Consider the following 14,096-nt stretch of genomic DNA (forward strand, 5'->3'; position numbering starts at 1 on the left):
CAGTTTCTCGTCTCGTGAGGACCCGCCGCAAATGTCGGCTCCGCCTCTGGCACCTGGTGTCGAGGCTTACGCCTCGCCGAAAACCCGCTTGAAGATCGTGTCCACGTTCTTGGTGTGGTAGCCGATATCGAAGCGCTCGCGGACTTCCTCCTCGGAGAGATAGAACCGCACGTCCTTATCGGCCAGCAGCTCTTCCAGGAAATCGACCGTGGCCGAACCGGAGACGTGGTAGCTGTCCCACACCTTCATGGCGTTGCGCTGGACGAGGCGATAGGCATCCTCGCGCGAGCAACCGGCCTGGGTCAGCGCCAGCAGGATGCGCTGGGAATGAACGAGCCCGCCGAGCCGGTCCATGTTGCCCTTCATGCGCTCGGGATAGACCAGCAGCTTGTCGACGACGCCGGTCAGACGCACCAGCGAGAAATCGAGGGTCACGGTGGCATCCGGGCCGATCATCCGTTCCACGGAAGAGTGCGAAATATCGCGCTCATGCCACAGCACCATGTTCTCCATCGCGGGGATGGCATAGGAGCGCACCATGCGGGTCAGGCCGGTGAGGTTTTCGCTGAGCACCGGGTTGCGCTTGTGTGGCATGGCCGAGGAGCCCTTCTGACCAGGCGAGAAATATTCCTCCGCCTCCAGAACCTCGGTGCGCTGCAGGTGGCGGATCTCGACGGCCAGGCGCTCAACGGAAGAGGCGATGACGCCGAGCGTCGCGAAGAACATCGCATGCCGATCGCGCGAGATGATCTGGGTGGAGACGGGCTCGACGCTCAGCCCCATTTCCTTGGCGACGTGCTCTTCCACGCGCGGGTCGATATTGGCGAAGGTGCCGACGGCGCCCGAAATGGCGCAGGTCGCGATATCCTTGCGCGCGGCGACCAACCGCTCGCGGTTGCGGGCGAATTCCGCATAGGCCTCGGCGAGCTTCAGTCCGAAGGTGATGGGCTCTGCGTGAATGCCGTGCGAACGGCCGACGGTGACCGTGTTCTTGTGCTCCATCGCGCGGCGCTTCAGCGCCTCAAGCAGCTTGTCGAGATCGGCGATCAGCAGGTCGGCAGCGCGCGAAAGCTGGACGGCGAGGCAGGTGTCGAGCACATCGGAAGACGTCATGCCCTGATGGACGAAGCGCGCCTCGGGGCCGACGATCTCGGCCAGATGCGTGAGGAAGGCGATGACGTCGTGCTTGGTCTCGTGCTCGATCTCGTCGATGCGGCCGATGTCGAAGGTGGCGTTCCCGACCTTGTCCCAGATGGTCTTCGCCGCTTCCTTGGGGATCACGCCCAACTCCGCCAGCGCATCGGTGGCGTGCGCCTCAATCTCGAACCAGATACGGAACTTGGCTTCCGGCGACCAGATGGAGGTCATGTCGGAACGGGAATAGCGCGGGATCATCGGCGCGGGCCTCATTTAAGGAAAAAGGGGAGGATGGCCGCCCTCTAGCAGGAAATGGGGAGGATCACAATTGGCTGGGCGCTATTCAGTGCGTGCCCGTGCCACGGTTTCTGCGATTGCGCACCGCACCGCGCCGTCCATCAGTGCGCGAAAACAGCAGTCCGGCCGCAAAAAGCAGAGGAATTCCGGCCGGAAACAGCAAGGGCATGCCCGTCACCGCGAAAATGTAGACAGCTTGCGCCCCGGTGAGCAACGTCTGCCACAGCCAGTTATGGGTAAACGGCTCCGCATGCCAGGCCGCGTAGTAGCGGTTGAAATGAAGATAGAAGAGAAAGCCCGTGAATCCGATCGTGCCGAGCGTCAGCGACACGACCATGGCCGCAAAGCGCGCTGTCTTCTGCCGTCGCCGCATCACCAGGATGACGGCGGTCGGAAAACCCGTCACCGCCTCGATGACGGCTCCGGCAAAGAAGATCGACAGGATGGCGCCCATGCGCGCATCGATCGCCCGATCATCCCCAATGAAGCGGGAAAAGACGATCAGCGTCACCGCCGCGCCCCATCCGATCGCCATCAGCGCAAGGCGCTCCAGAAGCCGCGCAAGCGGCGTGCGCGGCTTGCGCCTGTCGATCCGGCGGCGGTCGGCGGACGCAGCAATGGGGAGGGCCGGTTGGGCGTTCATCCGGCAGATTTAACATGGAAAGATTGGGAAAGCGTTGCGTCGGGCGTGGCCGACCCGATCTTAGTTTTCCACCAGCTTGCAGTCGAAAGACTTGTTCATCTTCATGCCGAAGATGTTGGTATTATCGGTGCAGTTGGTGGAGACGCGGCGCGCGGTAACGAAGCGAAGCTTGGTGATGGCGTCGCCCGGTATGGCAGCGAGGCTCTCGCGGGCCCTTTCGGTCCAGATGCTTCCCTGATCGTCGGGCGGCAGCACAATTACGGTGTCGGGTGCGAATTCGGTCACATAGGGGAACGTCTTGATACGGTAGGTCCTTTTGATCCTCTCATCGCCGTACGACACCTTCTTTGTGAGGGCGTAGCGGCCGCTGCCTTCCATCGGACTGGTCAGAACCGTCATCCGCAATCCGCTGGCTCCGACAACCGGAACGGTATGCTGCAGGGAGAAGCTTTCCGTCGGCATAATGTCGAATTCGTAGTTATTTTTCAGTCAATTACTGAAAGTGTCGTCCGCGGCGACGGGGCAGAAGACGTGCTTGAACACTTCGTTGCTATTGGACAGTTCACTATTTTGCGCTCGAAAGAAACTCACAAGATAGGTGTTGGCCGGCACGAGCCGGTAAGTGTTGCCCGATGACGAAAGCTCGCTGACGGGAGTGGAGCCGCATGAAGCAAGGATCAGCGACACGAACAGCAGGGCAAGAACACGCATGAAAATACCGCAAACAGGATGAAAGATAGCGAAAGATAGGGGTATTCTCCTGTCAGATATATCGATATTCAATAGCGTAGACAGTTCATGGTCGTATCTTCCCTAGAGTTATACGAATTATTCAACCGCGAACCCGGTAGAAATCGATAAAGGCACGCAGGGCGGGGCGCATGTATTTGCGCGAAGGCGTGTAGATGTAGATACCGTCGAATGGCGTGCACCAGTCGTCCATGACGCTGACAAGGCGTCCGGCGGCGATATCCTTCTTTACCGCGTCTTCGAAGATGAAGGCGAGGCCGGCGCCATCCACCGCCGCCTGTCGCATCAGATCCTGGCTCGGCAGGATCAGCGGACCAGAGATGGAAACGATTATTTCCTGCCCGTCCTTTTCGAGTTCCCAGCGATAGATCTGACCGTTTGGAAACCGCCGACGAATGCACCTGTACGCCGCAAGATCGCGCGGGTGTGTAGGCGTGCCGTAGCGCTCCAGATAGTCCGTGCCGCGACGACCCAGTCGCGTAATGGACCGCTGGCCTTGACCGCGATCATGTCGGGGGAGAGATACTCGCCGAGCTGCAATCCGGCGTCGCAACCAGTCTCCACCAGATCCGCGAACGCATTGTGGGTGCGAATGTCGAGTTCTATCGCCGGATAGCGCTCAAGGAAGGCAGCCACCCGTGGCATGATCACGTCTTCCGCAACGAGGGTGGGCATGGTGAGCCGCAGCGGTTCGGCCGGTGCGCTCTCCTTGTCGATCAGTTCCGAAAATCCTGCCTCGATTTCCGCAAGCGGTTCATCGATCCGTGCAAGCAGCCGTTGGCCTTCCTCCGTCAGTTGCGTGCTGCGCGTGTTGCGCGCCAGCAATCTCGTATCGAGCGAGGCTTCTAGAGCCGAGACGGCGTGGCTGACGGCGGAGGGCGCGATGCTGAGCTGGCGCGCGGCAGCGCGGAAACTGCCGGAGCGTGCGATTGTCGCGAAAACGATGAGTTGGGGGAGGCCTGTCCGGTTAATTGTACGAAAATTTAGAACAACCTGATCTCGTTTGCACGTCTTATCCGTTCAAAGAACGCGCCTATCTTGCCTCTCATGTCGACATGGGAGCGAATGGAACTTCCGCGAAAGGATAGGACGATGAAAACACGAAACCTCGGATCCGCGTTGCAGGTCTCGGCCGTCGGCTTCGGCTGCATGGGGTTGAGCCACGCCTATGGCGGCTATGATCAGGGGGCCACGATCGAAACCCTGCACCGCGCGGTCGATCTCGGCGTCACGCTTTTCGATACCGCCGAGGTCTATGGCCCGTTCGAGAACGAGATCCTGGTCGGCAAGGTGCTGGCCCCGTTTCGCGACAAGGTGACGATTGCAACCAAGTTCGGCTTCGGGATGAGCACTGGCGATGCCGACTGGGGCGCGATCGCGGGAACGGACGGACGCCCCGAACATGCCCGCGAAGTGGCCGAGGCGTCCCTCAAGCGACTGGGGATCGACCTCTACTACCTCCACCGCGCCGATCCCACGGTGCCGATCGAGGATACCGTCGGCGCGATGGCCGATCTGGTGGCCCAAGGCAAGGTGCGTGCGCTCGGGCTTTCGGAAGTCTCGGCGGAAACCCTGAAGAAGGCCCATGCCGTCCATCCGATTTCCGCCCTTCAGAGCGAGTACTCGCTTTGGACGCGCGATGTGGAGACGAACGGTGTGCTCGAAACGTGCCGAGAGCTGGGCGTCGGCTTCGTGCCCTTCAGCTCCCTCGGGTGCGGCTTCCTGACCGGCACGGTGACCTCGACGCAAGGGCTGGGCGAGAAGAATTTCCACCGCGCGCTTCCCCGCTTCCAGGCGGAGCACGCTGAGGCGAACCGTCGCCTCGTCAGCGTCATCGAGGAAATCGCCCAGCGTAAGGGCGTTACGGCGGTGCAGATTGCTCTGGCCTGGGTGCTCGGACAGGGCGAAACCATCGTGCGATCCCCGGCGCCCGGCGGATTACCCATCTGGAACAGAACGTCGCCGCGGCGGATATCGAGCTGACTGCTGAAGAAGCCGATCTGCTGGCGCGCACCTTCACACCGGATCAGATCTCCGGCGGCCGCTATCCTGAAGCCATGGACGCGATGGTTCAGAAGTAGATCCCGAGTTCACGACGAGGGGGCGGGGCGACGGCGCATCAGGCGTTGATGGTGCCGCTGAAGGTCACCCGTTCCGCCCCCGTGAACGCCCGGATGCGGTCCAGTTCCGCCTCCAGTTTCTCCCTGCGCCCGGTGGATCGCCTCACCCCGGGCTCCCACCACAGCCCCACGACGCGCAATTCTCCGTCTTTGCGGAAATGCTTCATGTCGATCCGGCCGACGAGCCGGTCGCCTTCCATCAGCGGGAAGACGTAATAGCCGTATTCGCGCTTGGCCTCGGGCACGAACACCTCGATGCGGTAGCGAAAGCCGAACAGGCGTTCGGTGCGTGCCCGGTCGCGGATCAGCGGATCGAAGGGGCTGAGAACCCACAGCCGGGAAGGGGCTTGCGGTGCGGCGGCGAGCGCTTCTGCGATGTCGGGCCGGGCAACAGCTGCGCGGGTGGAGTCGTCCGCATTCTCCACCTCCACCTTGATCAACGCATTGCCGGCGCTTTCGCGCACACACCAGTCCTTGACCTCGTCCAGTCCGACCAGTTCCCAGAAGGCCGCGATTTCCGAAGGCGTCGCAAAGCCGAGACGTTGAAGGGCCGAGGAACAGGCCCAGTCGATGAAATCGGCCCGGCTGACCTCATGTTGAAAATGGTCGGCCGGAATGACCCGTCCCGTCAGATCGTAGACCTTCTGAAATCCCTCGTGCCGCACGATCGCCAGATCGCCCGTGCGCCACAGGTATTCCAGCGCGGTCTTGGTCGGATGCCACTCCCACCAGCCCTCGTTGGATTTGCGCGGTCCCGTATCGTTGCCGAGATCGCGCGCGCGTCGGACCGTTGTCGCGAATATGGCCGCGCACCTCATCGATCATGTGTGCGAATTCATCACGCTGCCATTTGGTGAAACGTTCCAGAAGTCTTGGCTTTTCTGCCGCAAACCGATGCCGCCAATAGGGAAAGAACCGCGCCGGGATCACCGACGCATCATGCGTCCAGTTTTCGAACAGCAGCCGGTCGCGTTCGTGCAACCGCTTCAGGTCCTTGTGGCGGTAGCCTTGAGCGCGGGAAAACAGGATCTGGTGATGGGCGTGCTCCACCGTCTGAATGCTGTCCAGCTGCACGAACCCGAGCTTCTCGATGAGCGCACTGAGCGCATCGGGCGATAGCCGGCTGCGCGGCGGGATGGACAGACCCTGCAAGTCGATCAGCAGGCAACGCGCGTCTGGATTGCGGATGAGAACTCAACAGGCTGGTGCAATGCAATTGGCTTGAGAGTCCTAATGCAATTGACCTGAGAGTCTTTACGAAAGGAAGCACAAGGGCAAGGGAGGCGTTGGGGAAGGTGAGGAGGAAGACAAAGGTAAAGGCGGGCGGCTACTTGCGTTGTTTCCGCGTTCACTAGCACCTCTGGTTCGAGCTGTTCTGGCGTTACTTCGCGTCCTCTCCGCCGTTATCCCATCCCCCGGCGAAGCCCGGGGGATCCAGCGCTTTCCGCATATGCCGCTGCCCGCTGGATTGCCCGGACTTCGCCGGGCAATGACGATGGTAAGAGAGAGAGAGGGGGGCGTCAGTCGGTTTGAACTGCCCCTCGCGTGCCTCCGCACAATTGTCTTCCCCGCGCACCCTCCACAAATACGAAAACACCCGCCGGAGGTCTGGCGGGTGTTCGATCCTTCCCCTTGCAGGGATTGAGCAGGGGAAGGATTGGGCGGTGCAAGGACTGTCGATCAGGCCTGCGGCTGGTCGCCGGTATCCTGCGGGTGCGTCGTATCCTTCTGGCGGAGTTCGTTCATGAACTGATCGAACTCGGCCCAATCCTTGGACATGTGCAGCCGCTCCAGGAAGTCGTGGAAGGCGTCCTGCTCTTCCTCCAGCCGCTTCAGCGTTTCCGCCTTGTACTCGTCGAAGGCGGCGTTGCCGCTGGAAGGCGACGTTTCCCATCGGTCTCCGCCATACATGTGGGCACGCATGCGCTCGCGCATGCGTGCCATCTTTTCCTGCATACGCTGCATCTTGCGTTCAAAGCGGTCCGAACCGCGTGCGTGACATCCCATGCGTCCACTCCAGAAAAGGTAAGCCAGGACAGCCAGTACCAGCGGCCAGAATACGATGAAGCCGACGATCATGACGGCGATCCATGCGGGGCGCCCCATGTCATCAAGCTTGTTTGCAACAGATGCTGCTGCCGTCATGATTGATCTCGTGTTAATGTGAATAACATTAACACGGTTATACCCTGACGCTCTGTCAAATGGTGTTTCTCCAGTTTCGGTGACGCACGGTCGCAGGGGCGTTTAACGGCGATTTTCCGGGCTTTGGAGAGCTCTGGATCAGGGGAAAGGACGGGGGGCAGAGTGCCCCATTCGCCGCAAGACACGTGCGCACCGCAGTGCGATCATGCACGCGCATGAGCGGTCGTTATGGTCGAAGGCAGGTGCGGGGAGGGGGCGAAGAGAAGGGAGCGGGATCAGCTCTTGGGCTCAAGCCCCTGAAGATAGATCAGCATGCCGGCCTCAAGCAGGTCTTCCGGCGAAATGGGTAGCTTGCGCCGTCCTTCGTCGGAGCGGCCGAAGAGCGAGGCGATGCCGTGTGTGAACGCCCAGATATGAAAGCTCACCATCGAGGCGGGAGGGCGTCCCTTGGTGGGAAGGTCTGCCACCAGCGTCTCAGATGCCTGGCGCAGCACCGCGTAGGAGCGTTCCGCCGCCTCGCGCAGCTGCGGGGTGGCGCTGTGCGGCAGTCCGGATTCGAACATGGTGGTGTAATAGGCCGGTTCCGCCCTGGCGAAGGCGAGATAGGCGCGTCCGACACGCTCGAAAGCCACGTGGGCATCCGGCCGTCCCTCGTCCCAAGCCGTTTCGAGTGCCTCGGCGAAAAGTCCGAACCCCTGGATTGCCACGTCGACCAGCAGCTCGTCGCGGTCGCGGAAATGGCGATAAGGCGCGGCAGGGTTGACCCCGGCCGACCGCGCGGCCTCCGCGACGTTGAACCCGGAAGGGCCCTTTTCCGCAATGAGGTCCAACGCCGCCTGAATGAGCACTTCCCTCAGATTTCCGTGATGATATCCGCGTCCGCCGCGTTTCCAGGTCATGTGACGAGTCTTCACATCATCGCAGGTGTTTTTGCGAGGGGAAAGAGGGGGATGAGGGAGGTGGAAGGCGCGTTGCGCCCGCTTGCCTGCGCTGGATTCCGGATCAGCGTTCGGCTTTGCCTCACTTGTCCGGAATGAGGGAGAGTGGGCTGAGTTGTAACCAAACGCGAACTCAGAAGCCCGGTGCTGCTCGTCCGGAATTTGCGTGCGGTTACAGCTCTCCCCTTGCTCGTCATTCCGGATGGTTTGCAGCGAAGCTGCACGGCCAGATCCGGAATCCAGCGCGGTCAGTCGGCGCGAAAGCGCTTCCATGCTCCTCCCTCTCCTCACTCCTCGTTCGGGTTCTTGTCGAAGGTTGCCGACAGCGCGAGGAGCCGCCGGTCGAGACCCTCGAACCCGAACTGATAGATGGAGATCAGCACCACCGGAACCGATCCTTGGCCTTCGCGCGGAAAGACGATGATATCTGACAGTCCGTAATGGATCGGGCAGCCGCGCGATTCCGGGATTTCCGTGTCCTCGTGCAGGATATGCAACGGCTCTCCGGTCGCATTTTCCAGAACGAGGGCGTAGCCGTGGGTGTTGTCGCTCACCGTTGCGCAATCGGCCTTGGGCATGGCGATTTTGGTCAGCCGCAGCCGTGCTGTGCCGAGCCCCAGCTCGTCGCCGTTATCCTTCAGCGTAAAGGGGAGAAACCGCGCCGCATCGCGGGCATCCTGCGCCCGGTCGGAGACGAGCGTCTGGTCGTTGACCCCGATATTGAGACACCACAAAAACGGATTGATCCGCTTGCGCGCGGCCTTGCGGGCCTGATCGACGGTCGCCTGAGCGTTGCGGATCAACTCGCGCGCAGGCGTACCGCGCACCCAGCTGTCGCTCGCCGTTTCCAGCACGAACACGTTGGAATAGGGAAAGCCGGAGCTGTCCTGAATGCCGTATTGCTCGAAGGCGAAATGACTGCCGTCCGGTGAAAAGCCGATGATCGTCCGATGGGCCGCATCGGCTGCCGACGCGGGCAAGGTGGCGAGGCTCAAAAGGGCAGTCGATGCCAGAACGGCCAATCCCGCTCGCAAAAACCCGGTGCGCATGGACGATGACCTCATTTCCGATGGGCGCACAACCTAAGATGATTCAGACGCGGATTGAAACCGGAGCTGGTTCCGGACGGCTCTCTAGAAGCCGAACCCCATCTGCCGCGTCCATTCCACCACGGCGCCCTCAAGGTCGAGAAGTTCCTGCTTGGTTGTCGTCCCGCGCGGCGCGGTGAAGCCGCCGAGGCGGCCGCCTGCCGCCAGAACGCGATGGCACGGCACGATGATCGGGATCGGATTGGCCCCTATCGACCGGCCGATCGCCCGCGCCGCCCCCGGTACGCCGAGCTTGTCGGCCAGCATTCCGTAGGTCACCGTCTCGCCCCAGCCGATCGTGCGCAGCATCTGGTAGAGAACCCGACGGCTTTCGGTGACGCAGGAAAGGTCGAGCGGCACGCCCTCGAAGCTCTCCGGTTCGCCCTTGAAATAGCGCCCCAACCGCGAAAGGGCATCGCGCACGAAATCCGGCGCATAGTCCGGCACAGGCCGCGCTTCGTAGGCGGCGTCCTCGTCCGGCAGCATCAGCCGCGTCAGCCCGTGTTCGTTCCATCCCAGCCGACATCGCTCGATCGGCGTATCAAACGTGCACCACGCGCTCGCCTTCCCCCAATCCGCCGCCAGGACCTTCTCCCCTTGTCCATGTTTCACACCGGAAAAAAAGCGGACAAAACATGAACGGAATGCTAGCGCGACTCGGGCTTTGTGGCAAGATCTGGCGCCGGGGAAGGAAGGGGGGTAGGGACGAGAGCTTGTTGCATTCTTACCGTCGTCACCCGCTGGATTGTCCGGAGAAAGCCGGGGCAATGACGATGGAGAGAAGGGGGCGAATGATTGTGAGCACTCCGGGCCGTGAGAGGCCAGGCGCCCATCCTTCGAGACGGCGCTGACGCATCTCCTCAGGATGACGTTATCGTGTTGTTATTTATGATGGAAAACACAACGTCATCCTGAGGAGGCCCGAAGGGCCGTCTCGAAGGATGGGCTACACGCCCTGACCGCAGTCTTCCTCGCCCCGGCTCAGACGTGCGCGGCGTCGGCGGTGGCGCGGATGGTCTTGATGTGGCGCTCGTAAACCTGCGCGTTCTCCGGCGAGCCGCCCTTGAAGACGGCCGAGCCGACCACCAGGACGTTGGCGCCCGCGGCTGTGACCAGCGGAGCCGTTTCCGCCGTCACCCCGCCGTCGACCTCGATGTCGATCGGCCGGTCGCCGATCATGTCGCGGATGCGGGCGACCTTGTCGATCACCGCCGGAATGAACTTCTGCCCGCCGAAGCCCGGATTGACGCTCATCACCAGGATCAGATCGAGCCGGTCCAGCACGTATTCCAGAACGCTTTCCGGCGTGCCGGGATTGAGCGACACGGCCGCCTTCTTGCCGAGAGCGCGGATCGCCTGCAATGACCGGTCGAGATGCGGGCCCGCTTCCGCGTGCACTGTAATGACGTCCGACCCGGCCTTGGCGAACGCCTCCAGATAGGGATCGCACGGCGCGATCATCAGATGCGTGTCGAACACCTTGTCGGTATGCGGCCGCATGGCGGCAATGACGTTGGGGCCGAAGGTTATGTTTGGCACGAAATGCCCGTCCATGACGTCGAGATGGATCCAGTCGGCGCCCGCGCCCTCCACGGCCTTGATCTCGTCGCGAAGGCGCGAGAAGTCACAAGCGAGCATCGAGGGGGCGATCAGGGTCGAGGTCATGGGTTCGAGCTTTCGTTGGTGCCGTATCGAAAAATGGTTGCAGGTCAGCCCGCTAGCATGCCGCGGGGTGTCCGGCAATGGCGGAAATCGGCCTCATGCCGCATCTATCCGTTGTCGACGGTCGCCATCCGCCCGGCAAGCGGCTTCAGGATCATCGGCAGAGTATAGGTCGGAAGCTGGCCGAGCGCGAAGTAGAGCCAGGTGAAATCCGGCACCACGCCGCCCATTGCCGCCACCATCAGCCCCATGTTCCGGTTGCCCGCTGCAAGCGCCACGGTAAAGGCATCCGCCCGCCCGATCCGGCGAAGGCCCAGATAGGTTATCGCGGTCTGGGTGAAGGAGACTGCAAAGGTCAGCGCCGTGACGGCCAGAATGAAAAACGGATCGCTCAGGAACCGCGCCGCCACGCCGTCCATCGCCGCGATGATGAAGGCGAAGAGCAGCAGAACGTTGAGGCCGTCGATCTCGGTCTTGGCGGCCTCGATGCGGGCGGCCCCGGCGATGTGGTGGATCAGCCAGGCAATCGCGATGGAGCCTGCGAGAAGTCCTGCAAGGTTCGCGGCCAGCCTGAAAGGCTCCAGCCGCAGTGCGGTTTCAAGCAGGAGCCCGGCGACGAGCGGGGCGGTCAGCGGCGTTGCCAGAACGCAGGCGACCATCACCGTCAGGCTCAATGCGCCATCGAGCCCCATCAGAAAGGCGAAGGCCGGTGCGGACATGACGGGCGGCGCGGCCGTGACGATGAAAAGCGCCAGCATCATCGCGGGCGAGATCGTTTCCAGATGAAAGGCGTGGGCGATGAGCCCGGCGGCAAAAGGCACGGCGGCAACGATCCACCCTGCCGCCAGTACGATCAGTCCCGGCCGTGTCAGACGACGCGCCACGCCTGCCGGTTCCACACGCAGGAAGGCCAGCACCAGAAGCGCAAAGATCGCATGCGGGATCCAGGGCCGCAGGACGGCGGAAAATGCGGGCAGCATCAGCCCGGACGCCGCATTTGCCGCCACCGCACACACACCATGACGCCCGAGAAACCCGAGGGCTGCCTACAAGGGGAGGAGGGCCCTTGCCGTGAGGCGCGAAATCGGATGGCTTAGCATGCGTTGTGTTCCGTAACCGGTTGATCTTGCTCTTGCCCCCCGTTTGCGCTCACAATCGGCAAGTTCCTACCACTCAACGGGATTCTCCATGGTGCAGAAGGTCTATGTGCTTGTGCTCGGCGCCGGCATTGTCGGTGTTTCGGCCGCGCTGCACCTTTTGAAACGCGGCCTGAAGGTCGCGCTGATCGACCGTCGACCTCCTGGGGAAGAAACCTCCCACGGGAATGCCGGAGTGATCGAGCGGGACGGTTTCGTTCCCATCACATTCCCCGATTCGCCGAAAAAGCTCACCCGCTATGCGCTCAACCGCGCACCGGAAGCCCATTATCACCGTACCGTCCTCCGCCAGACGCTGCCCTGGCTGAGGCAGCTACGCGCCCATTCCGGCTCCGTCGCCATCGATCGTTTCGCCCGCGCCGTCGATCAGCTCGAACGCCATGCGGTCGAGGAACATTACGCCTTCGCCCGCCCCGTCCAGGCGGAACTCTATTTCCACTCAACCGGTTGGCTGCACCTTTACCGTTCTACCGCAAGCTTCGCGGAGACGGATGCCGAACTGCACTATGCTCGTATTTTCGGTGCGCGCTACGAGGTTCTGGAGTGTGACGCGGTGCGCGTGCTTGAGCCGCATCTGTGGCCGGTCTTCACCAAGGCCGTGCACTGGCTCGACACCGAATTCGTCTCAAGCCCCGTCGCGGTCACCAAGGCCTATGCGGATTATTTCATCGCGCGAGACGGACGGTTTGCCATCGGCAATGCGAAGAGCCTGAAAGCCAAGGCGGGCGGGTGGCTGGTTGCGATCGAGGAGGAGCGCTACTGGGCGGAGTAGGCCGTCGTGGCACTGGGGCCGTGGTCGTCGGACGTTCTCAAGCCGCTTGGCTACGAATTCCCGATGCTGGTTAAGCGCGGCTATCACATCCACTACCGCCCCCTCGGCGGAGCCTTTCTCCGCCGCCCCGTGGTCGACGTGGAAAACGGATACCTGCTGATACCGATGGAGCGCGGCGTCCGGCTTACCACCGGCATCGAATTCGCCGAGCGCGATGCCCCGCCGACGCCGGTGCAGATCGCCCGCACCAAGCCGATCGCGCGCAAGCTCTTTCCCATCGACATGGAAGTCGATGGCGAGCCGTGGATGGGCTCGCGGCCGTGTTTTGCCGACAGCCTGCCGATCATCGGCCGGTCGCCACGTCACGAGAACCTGTGGCTCGACTTCGGCCACGGCCATATCGGCTTCACCACCGGTCCGATTTCCGGCCGCCTGCTTGCCGACATGATGACCGGACACACTCCGGTCATCGATCCCGCCCCTTACGAAGCGCGCCGTTTTCTGATGGTGTGAGGAAAGGGCGGCAAGGCGTGCGGCGCTCGTTTCACGTTTTCGAGAAGTGCCTTGATCTGAAATGATTATTTGAATTGAATGGACTGCCGTAACGGGGCCGTTGAGAGGGAAGTCATGTCGAAGACACCCAATACCCGCCGTATCCCCTTGCGTGCCGGCCTCGTGGAACGGGCCGGCCAACCCTTTCATCGACATCCCGGCGGCCGACGAAAGGCCCGAGACCGCCGCCGCCTTGCGCGCGCGCATCGCGCAAGCCCATCCCGAATTTGCCGATGTGCTGTCCGGTTGCCTACTGGTGGCGGGCGGCCGTGTGATCGGGACGAGGAAACGGTTCCCGCCGATGCCGATCTCACTCTTGTCCCGCCTATGCGGGGCGGCTGAAACCGGCACAAAACATGCCTGACAGATGATGACGACGGAATGAAACCGCCGATTCTCGGCAGCAGACATGATGGAGATGATGATGGCAGTTGCAGTTGAACGTGAAGTGCCCGCATCTGCGCCCGCCCGGCGCAACGTGGTGGTGGGCAGCTTCATCAACGGTATTCTCGATCCCGCCCAGCCGATGCCCGGTCAGGTTCAGGACGGCGGCACCATCATCGCCAACACCGCACCCGGCTGCTGGGGCCCGATGATCACGCCGAGCCTGCGCGGCAGCCATGAAGTCACCCGGTCGGTGGCGGTGGAAGGGGCGGAACCGGGCGACGCCATTGCGCTGCGCATCCGCGACATCACCGTGACCTCGCTTGCCACCTCGTCCGGCCACGACAGCTCGCCGGACGGCTATTTCCTGGGCGGCTCCGTACGTTGCCGCCCGCTGCCCGACCTGTGACAAGCTCTGGCCGGAAACCCATGTCGAGGGGATTGGCCAGCA

The 14,096-nt window shown here is 62.4% G+C and carries 12 protein-coding genes and 4 pseudogenes; 4 read left to right on the forward strand and 12 right to left on the reverse strand.

Translation table 11 applies throughout. The annotated features are described in order from the left end of the window. Window positions 1-66: 66 nt before the first annotated feature. From purB to QNJ43_RS11750, 5 genes and pseudogenes are all read right to left on the reverse strand, one after another. Window positions 67-1,395, reverse strand: coding sequence for an adenylosuccinate lyase (purB, locus tag QNJ43_RS11730; RefSeq protein ID WP_300470178.1), 1,329 nt, complete (start codon window positions 1,393-1,395; stop codon window positions 67-69). Window positions 1,396-1,480: 85 nt separating this feature from the next. Continuing rightward, window positions 1,481-2,077: a hypothetical protein gene (locus tag QNJ43_RS11735; protein ID WP_300470180.1), complete on the reverse strand. Its 597-nt coding sequence runs from the start codon at window positions 2,075-2,077 to the stop codon at window positions 1,481-1,483. 60 nt (window positions 2,078-2,137) lie between these two features. After that, the gene (locus QNJ43_RS11740) at window positions 2,138-2,539 is read right to left on the reverse strand and encodes a hypothetical protein (RefSeq protein WP_300470182.1); all 402 of its coding nucleotides are present in this window, start codon (window positions 2,537-2,539) and stop codon (window positions 2,138-2,140) included. Window positions 2,540-2,566: 27 nt separating this feature from the next. After that, a complete protein-coding gene (locus QNJ43_RS11745; protein ID WP_300470184.1) occupies window positions 2,567-2,788 on the reverse strand; it encodes a hypothetical protein in 222 nt (73 codons plus the stop codon). Window positions 2,789-2,909: 121 nt separating this feature from the next. Beyond that, a pseudogene (locus tag QNJ43_RS11750) lies at window positions 2,910-3,799 on the reverse strand (LysR family transcriptional regulator). 120 nt (window positions 3,800-3,919) lie between these two features. Here QNJ43_RS11750 and QNJ43_RS11755 point away from each other — a divergent pair. After that, window positions 3,920-4,908 (forward strand): annotated as a pseudogene (locus tag QNJ43_RS11755) (aldo/keto reductase). A gap of 38 nt (window positions 4,909-4,946) precedes the next feature. Here QNJ43_RS11755 and QNJ43_RS11760 read toward each other — a convergent pair. The 7 genes and pseudogenes from QNJ43_RS11760 to QNJ43_RS11790 all read right to left on the reverse strand — a co-directional run bounded on the left by QNJ43_RS11760 (window position 4,947) and on the right by QNJ43_RS11790 (window position 11,787). Then, window positions 4,947-6,135 (reverse strand): annotated as a pseudogene (locus tag QNJ43_RS11760) (crosslink repair DNA glycosylase YcaQ family protein). A gap of 492 nt (window positions 6,136-6,627) precedes the next feature. Next, on the reverse strand, window positions 6,628-7,053 hold the full coding sequence (locus tag QNJ43_RS11765; RefSeq protein ID WP_300470186.1) for a DUF2852 domain-containing protein: 426 nt from the start codon (window positions 7,051-7,053) through the stop codon (window positions 6,628-6,630). Between the two features lie 314 nt (window positions 7,054-7,367). Beyond that, window positions 7,368-7,991, reverse strand: a complete 624-nt coding sequence (locus QNJ43_RS11770) for a TetR/AcrR family transcriptional regulator (protein WP_300470188.1) — start codon at window positions 7,989-7,991, stop codon at window positions 7,368-7,370. Between the two features lie 326 nt (window positions 7,992-8,317). After that, window positions 8,318-9,079, reverse strand: coding sequence for a DUF2259 domain-containing protein (locus tag QNJ43_RS11775; protein ID WP_300470190.1), 762 nt, complete (start codon window positions 9,077-9,079; stop codon window positions 8,318-8,320). Between the two features lie 84 nt (window positions 9,080-9,163). Further along, window positions 9,164-9,730 (reverse strand): methylated-DNA--[protein]-cysteine S-methyltransferase, encoded by a 567-nt coding sequence (locus tag QNJ43_RS11780; protein WP_300470193.1) that lies wholly within the window; start codon window positions 9,728-9,730, stop codon window positions 9,164-9,166. 369 nt (window positions 9,731-10,099) lie between these two features. Further along, complete coding sequence (gene rpe / locus QNJ43_RS11785) at window positions 10,100-10,783, reverse strand: ribulose-phosphate 3-epimerase (protein ID WP_300470195.1); 684 nt, start codon at window positions 10,781-10,783, stop codon at window positions 10,100-10,102. A 104-nt stretch (window positions 10,784-10,887) separates the two neighbouring features. Beyond that, window positions 10,888-11,787 (reverse strand): sodium:proton symporter, encoded by a 900-nt coding sequence (locus tag QNJ43_RS11790; RefSeq protein ID WP_300470197.1) that lies wholly within the window; start codon window positions 11,785-11,787, stop codon window positions 10,888-10,890. A gap of 181 nt (window positions 11,788-11,968) precedes the next feature. On the opposite strand from QNJ43_RS11790, the pseudogene QNJ43_RS11795 reads away from it, so the two are divergent. From QNJ43_RS11795 to QNJ43_RS11805, 3 genes and pseudogenes are all read left to right on the forward strand, one after another. Continuing rightward, window positions 11,969-13,222 (forward strand): annotated as a pseudogene (locus tag QNJ43_RS11795) (FAD-dependent oxidoreductase). A gap of 151 nt (window positions 13,223-13,373) precedes the next feature. Beyond that, complete coding sequence (locus QNJ43_RS11800) at window positions 13,374-13,625, forward strand: hypothetical protein (RefSeq protein ID WP_300470199.1); 252 nt, start codon at window positions 13,374-13,376, stop codon at window positions 13,623-13,625. Between the two features lie 60 nt (window positions 13,626-13,685). Then, window positions 13,686-14,054 carry an acetamidase/formamidase family protein gene (locus tag QNJ43_RS11805; RefSeq protein ID WP_300470201.1) on the forward strand — a complete coding sequence of 123 codons (369 nt, stop codon included), beginning with the start codon at window positions 13,686-13,688 and terminating at the stop codon, window positions 14,052-14,054. Window positions 14,055-14,096 lie beyond the last annotated feature (42 nt).

Origin of the sequence: Breoghania sp., from assembly GCF_030066895.1 — a bacterium.
Taxonomy (GTDB): Bacteria; Pseudomonadota; Alphaproteobacteria; order Rhizobiales; family Stappiaceae; genus Breoghania.

Excerpts from the sequence above, each read along its gene's own strand:
- purB (WP_300470178.1), bottom strand. The coding sequence starts at position 1,395 with ATGATCCCGCGCTATTCCCGTTCCGACATGACCTCCATCTGGTCGCCG.
- QNJ43_RS11735 (WP_300470180.1), bottom strand. The coding sequence starts at position 2,077 with ATGAACGCCCAACCGGCCCTCCCCATTGCTGCGTCCGCCGACCGCCGC.
- QNJ43_RS11740 (WP_300470182.1), bottom strand. The coding sequence starts at position 2,539 with ATGCCGACGGAAAGCTTCTCCCTGCAGCATACCGTTCCGGTTGTCGGA.
- QNJ43_RS11745 (WP_300470184.1), bottom strand. The coding sequence starts at position 2,788 with ATGCGTGTTCTTGCCCTGCTGTTCGTGTCGCTGATCCTTGCTTCATGC.
- QNJ43_RS11765 (WP_300470186.1), bottom strand. The coding sequence starts at position 7,053 with ATGGGGCGCCCCGCATGGATCGCCGTCATGATCGTCGGCTTCATCGTA.
- QNJ43_RS11770 (WP_300470188.1), bottom strand. The coding sequence starts at position 7,991 with ATGACCTGGAAACGCGGCGGACGCGGATATCATCACGGAAATCTGAGG.
- QNJ43_RS11775 (WP_300470190.1), bottom strand. The coding sequence starts at position 9,079 with ATGCGCACCGGGTTTTTGCGAGCGGGATTGGCCGTTCTGGCATCGACT.
- rpe (WP_300470195.1), bottom strand. The coding sequence starts at position 10,783 with ATGACCTCGACCCTGATCGCCCCCTCGATGCTCGCTTGTGACTTCTCG.
- QNJ43_RS11805 (WP_300470201.1), top strand. The coding sequence starts at position 13,686 with ATGGCAGTTGCAGTTGAACGTGAAGTGCCCGCATCTGCGCCCGCCCGG.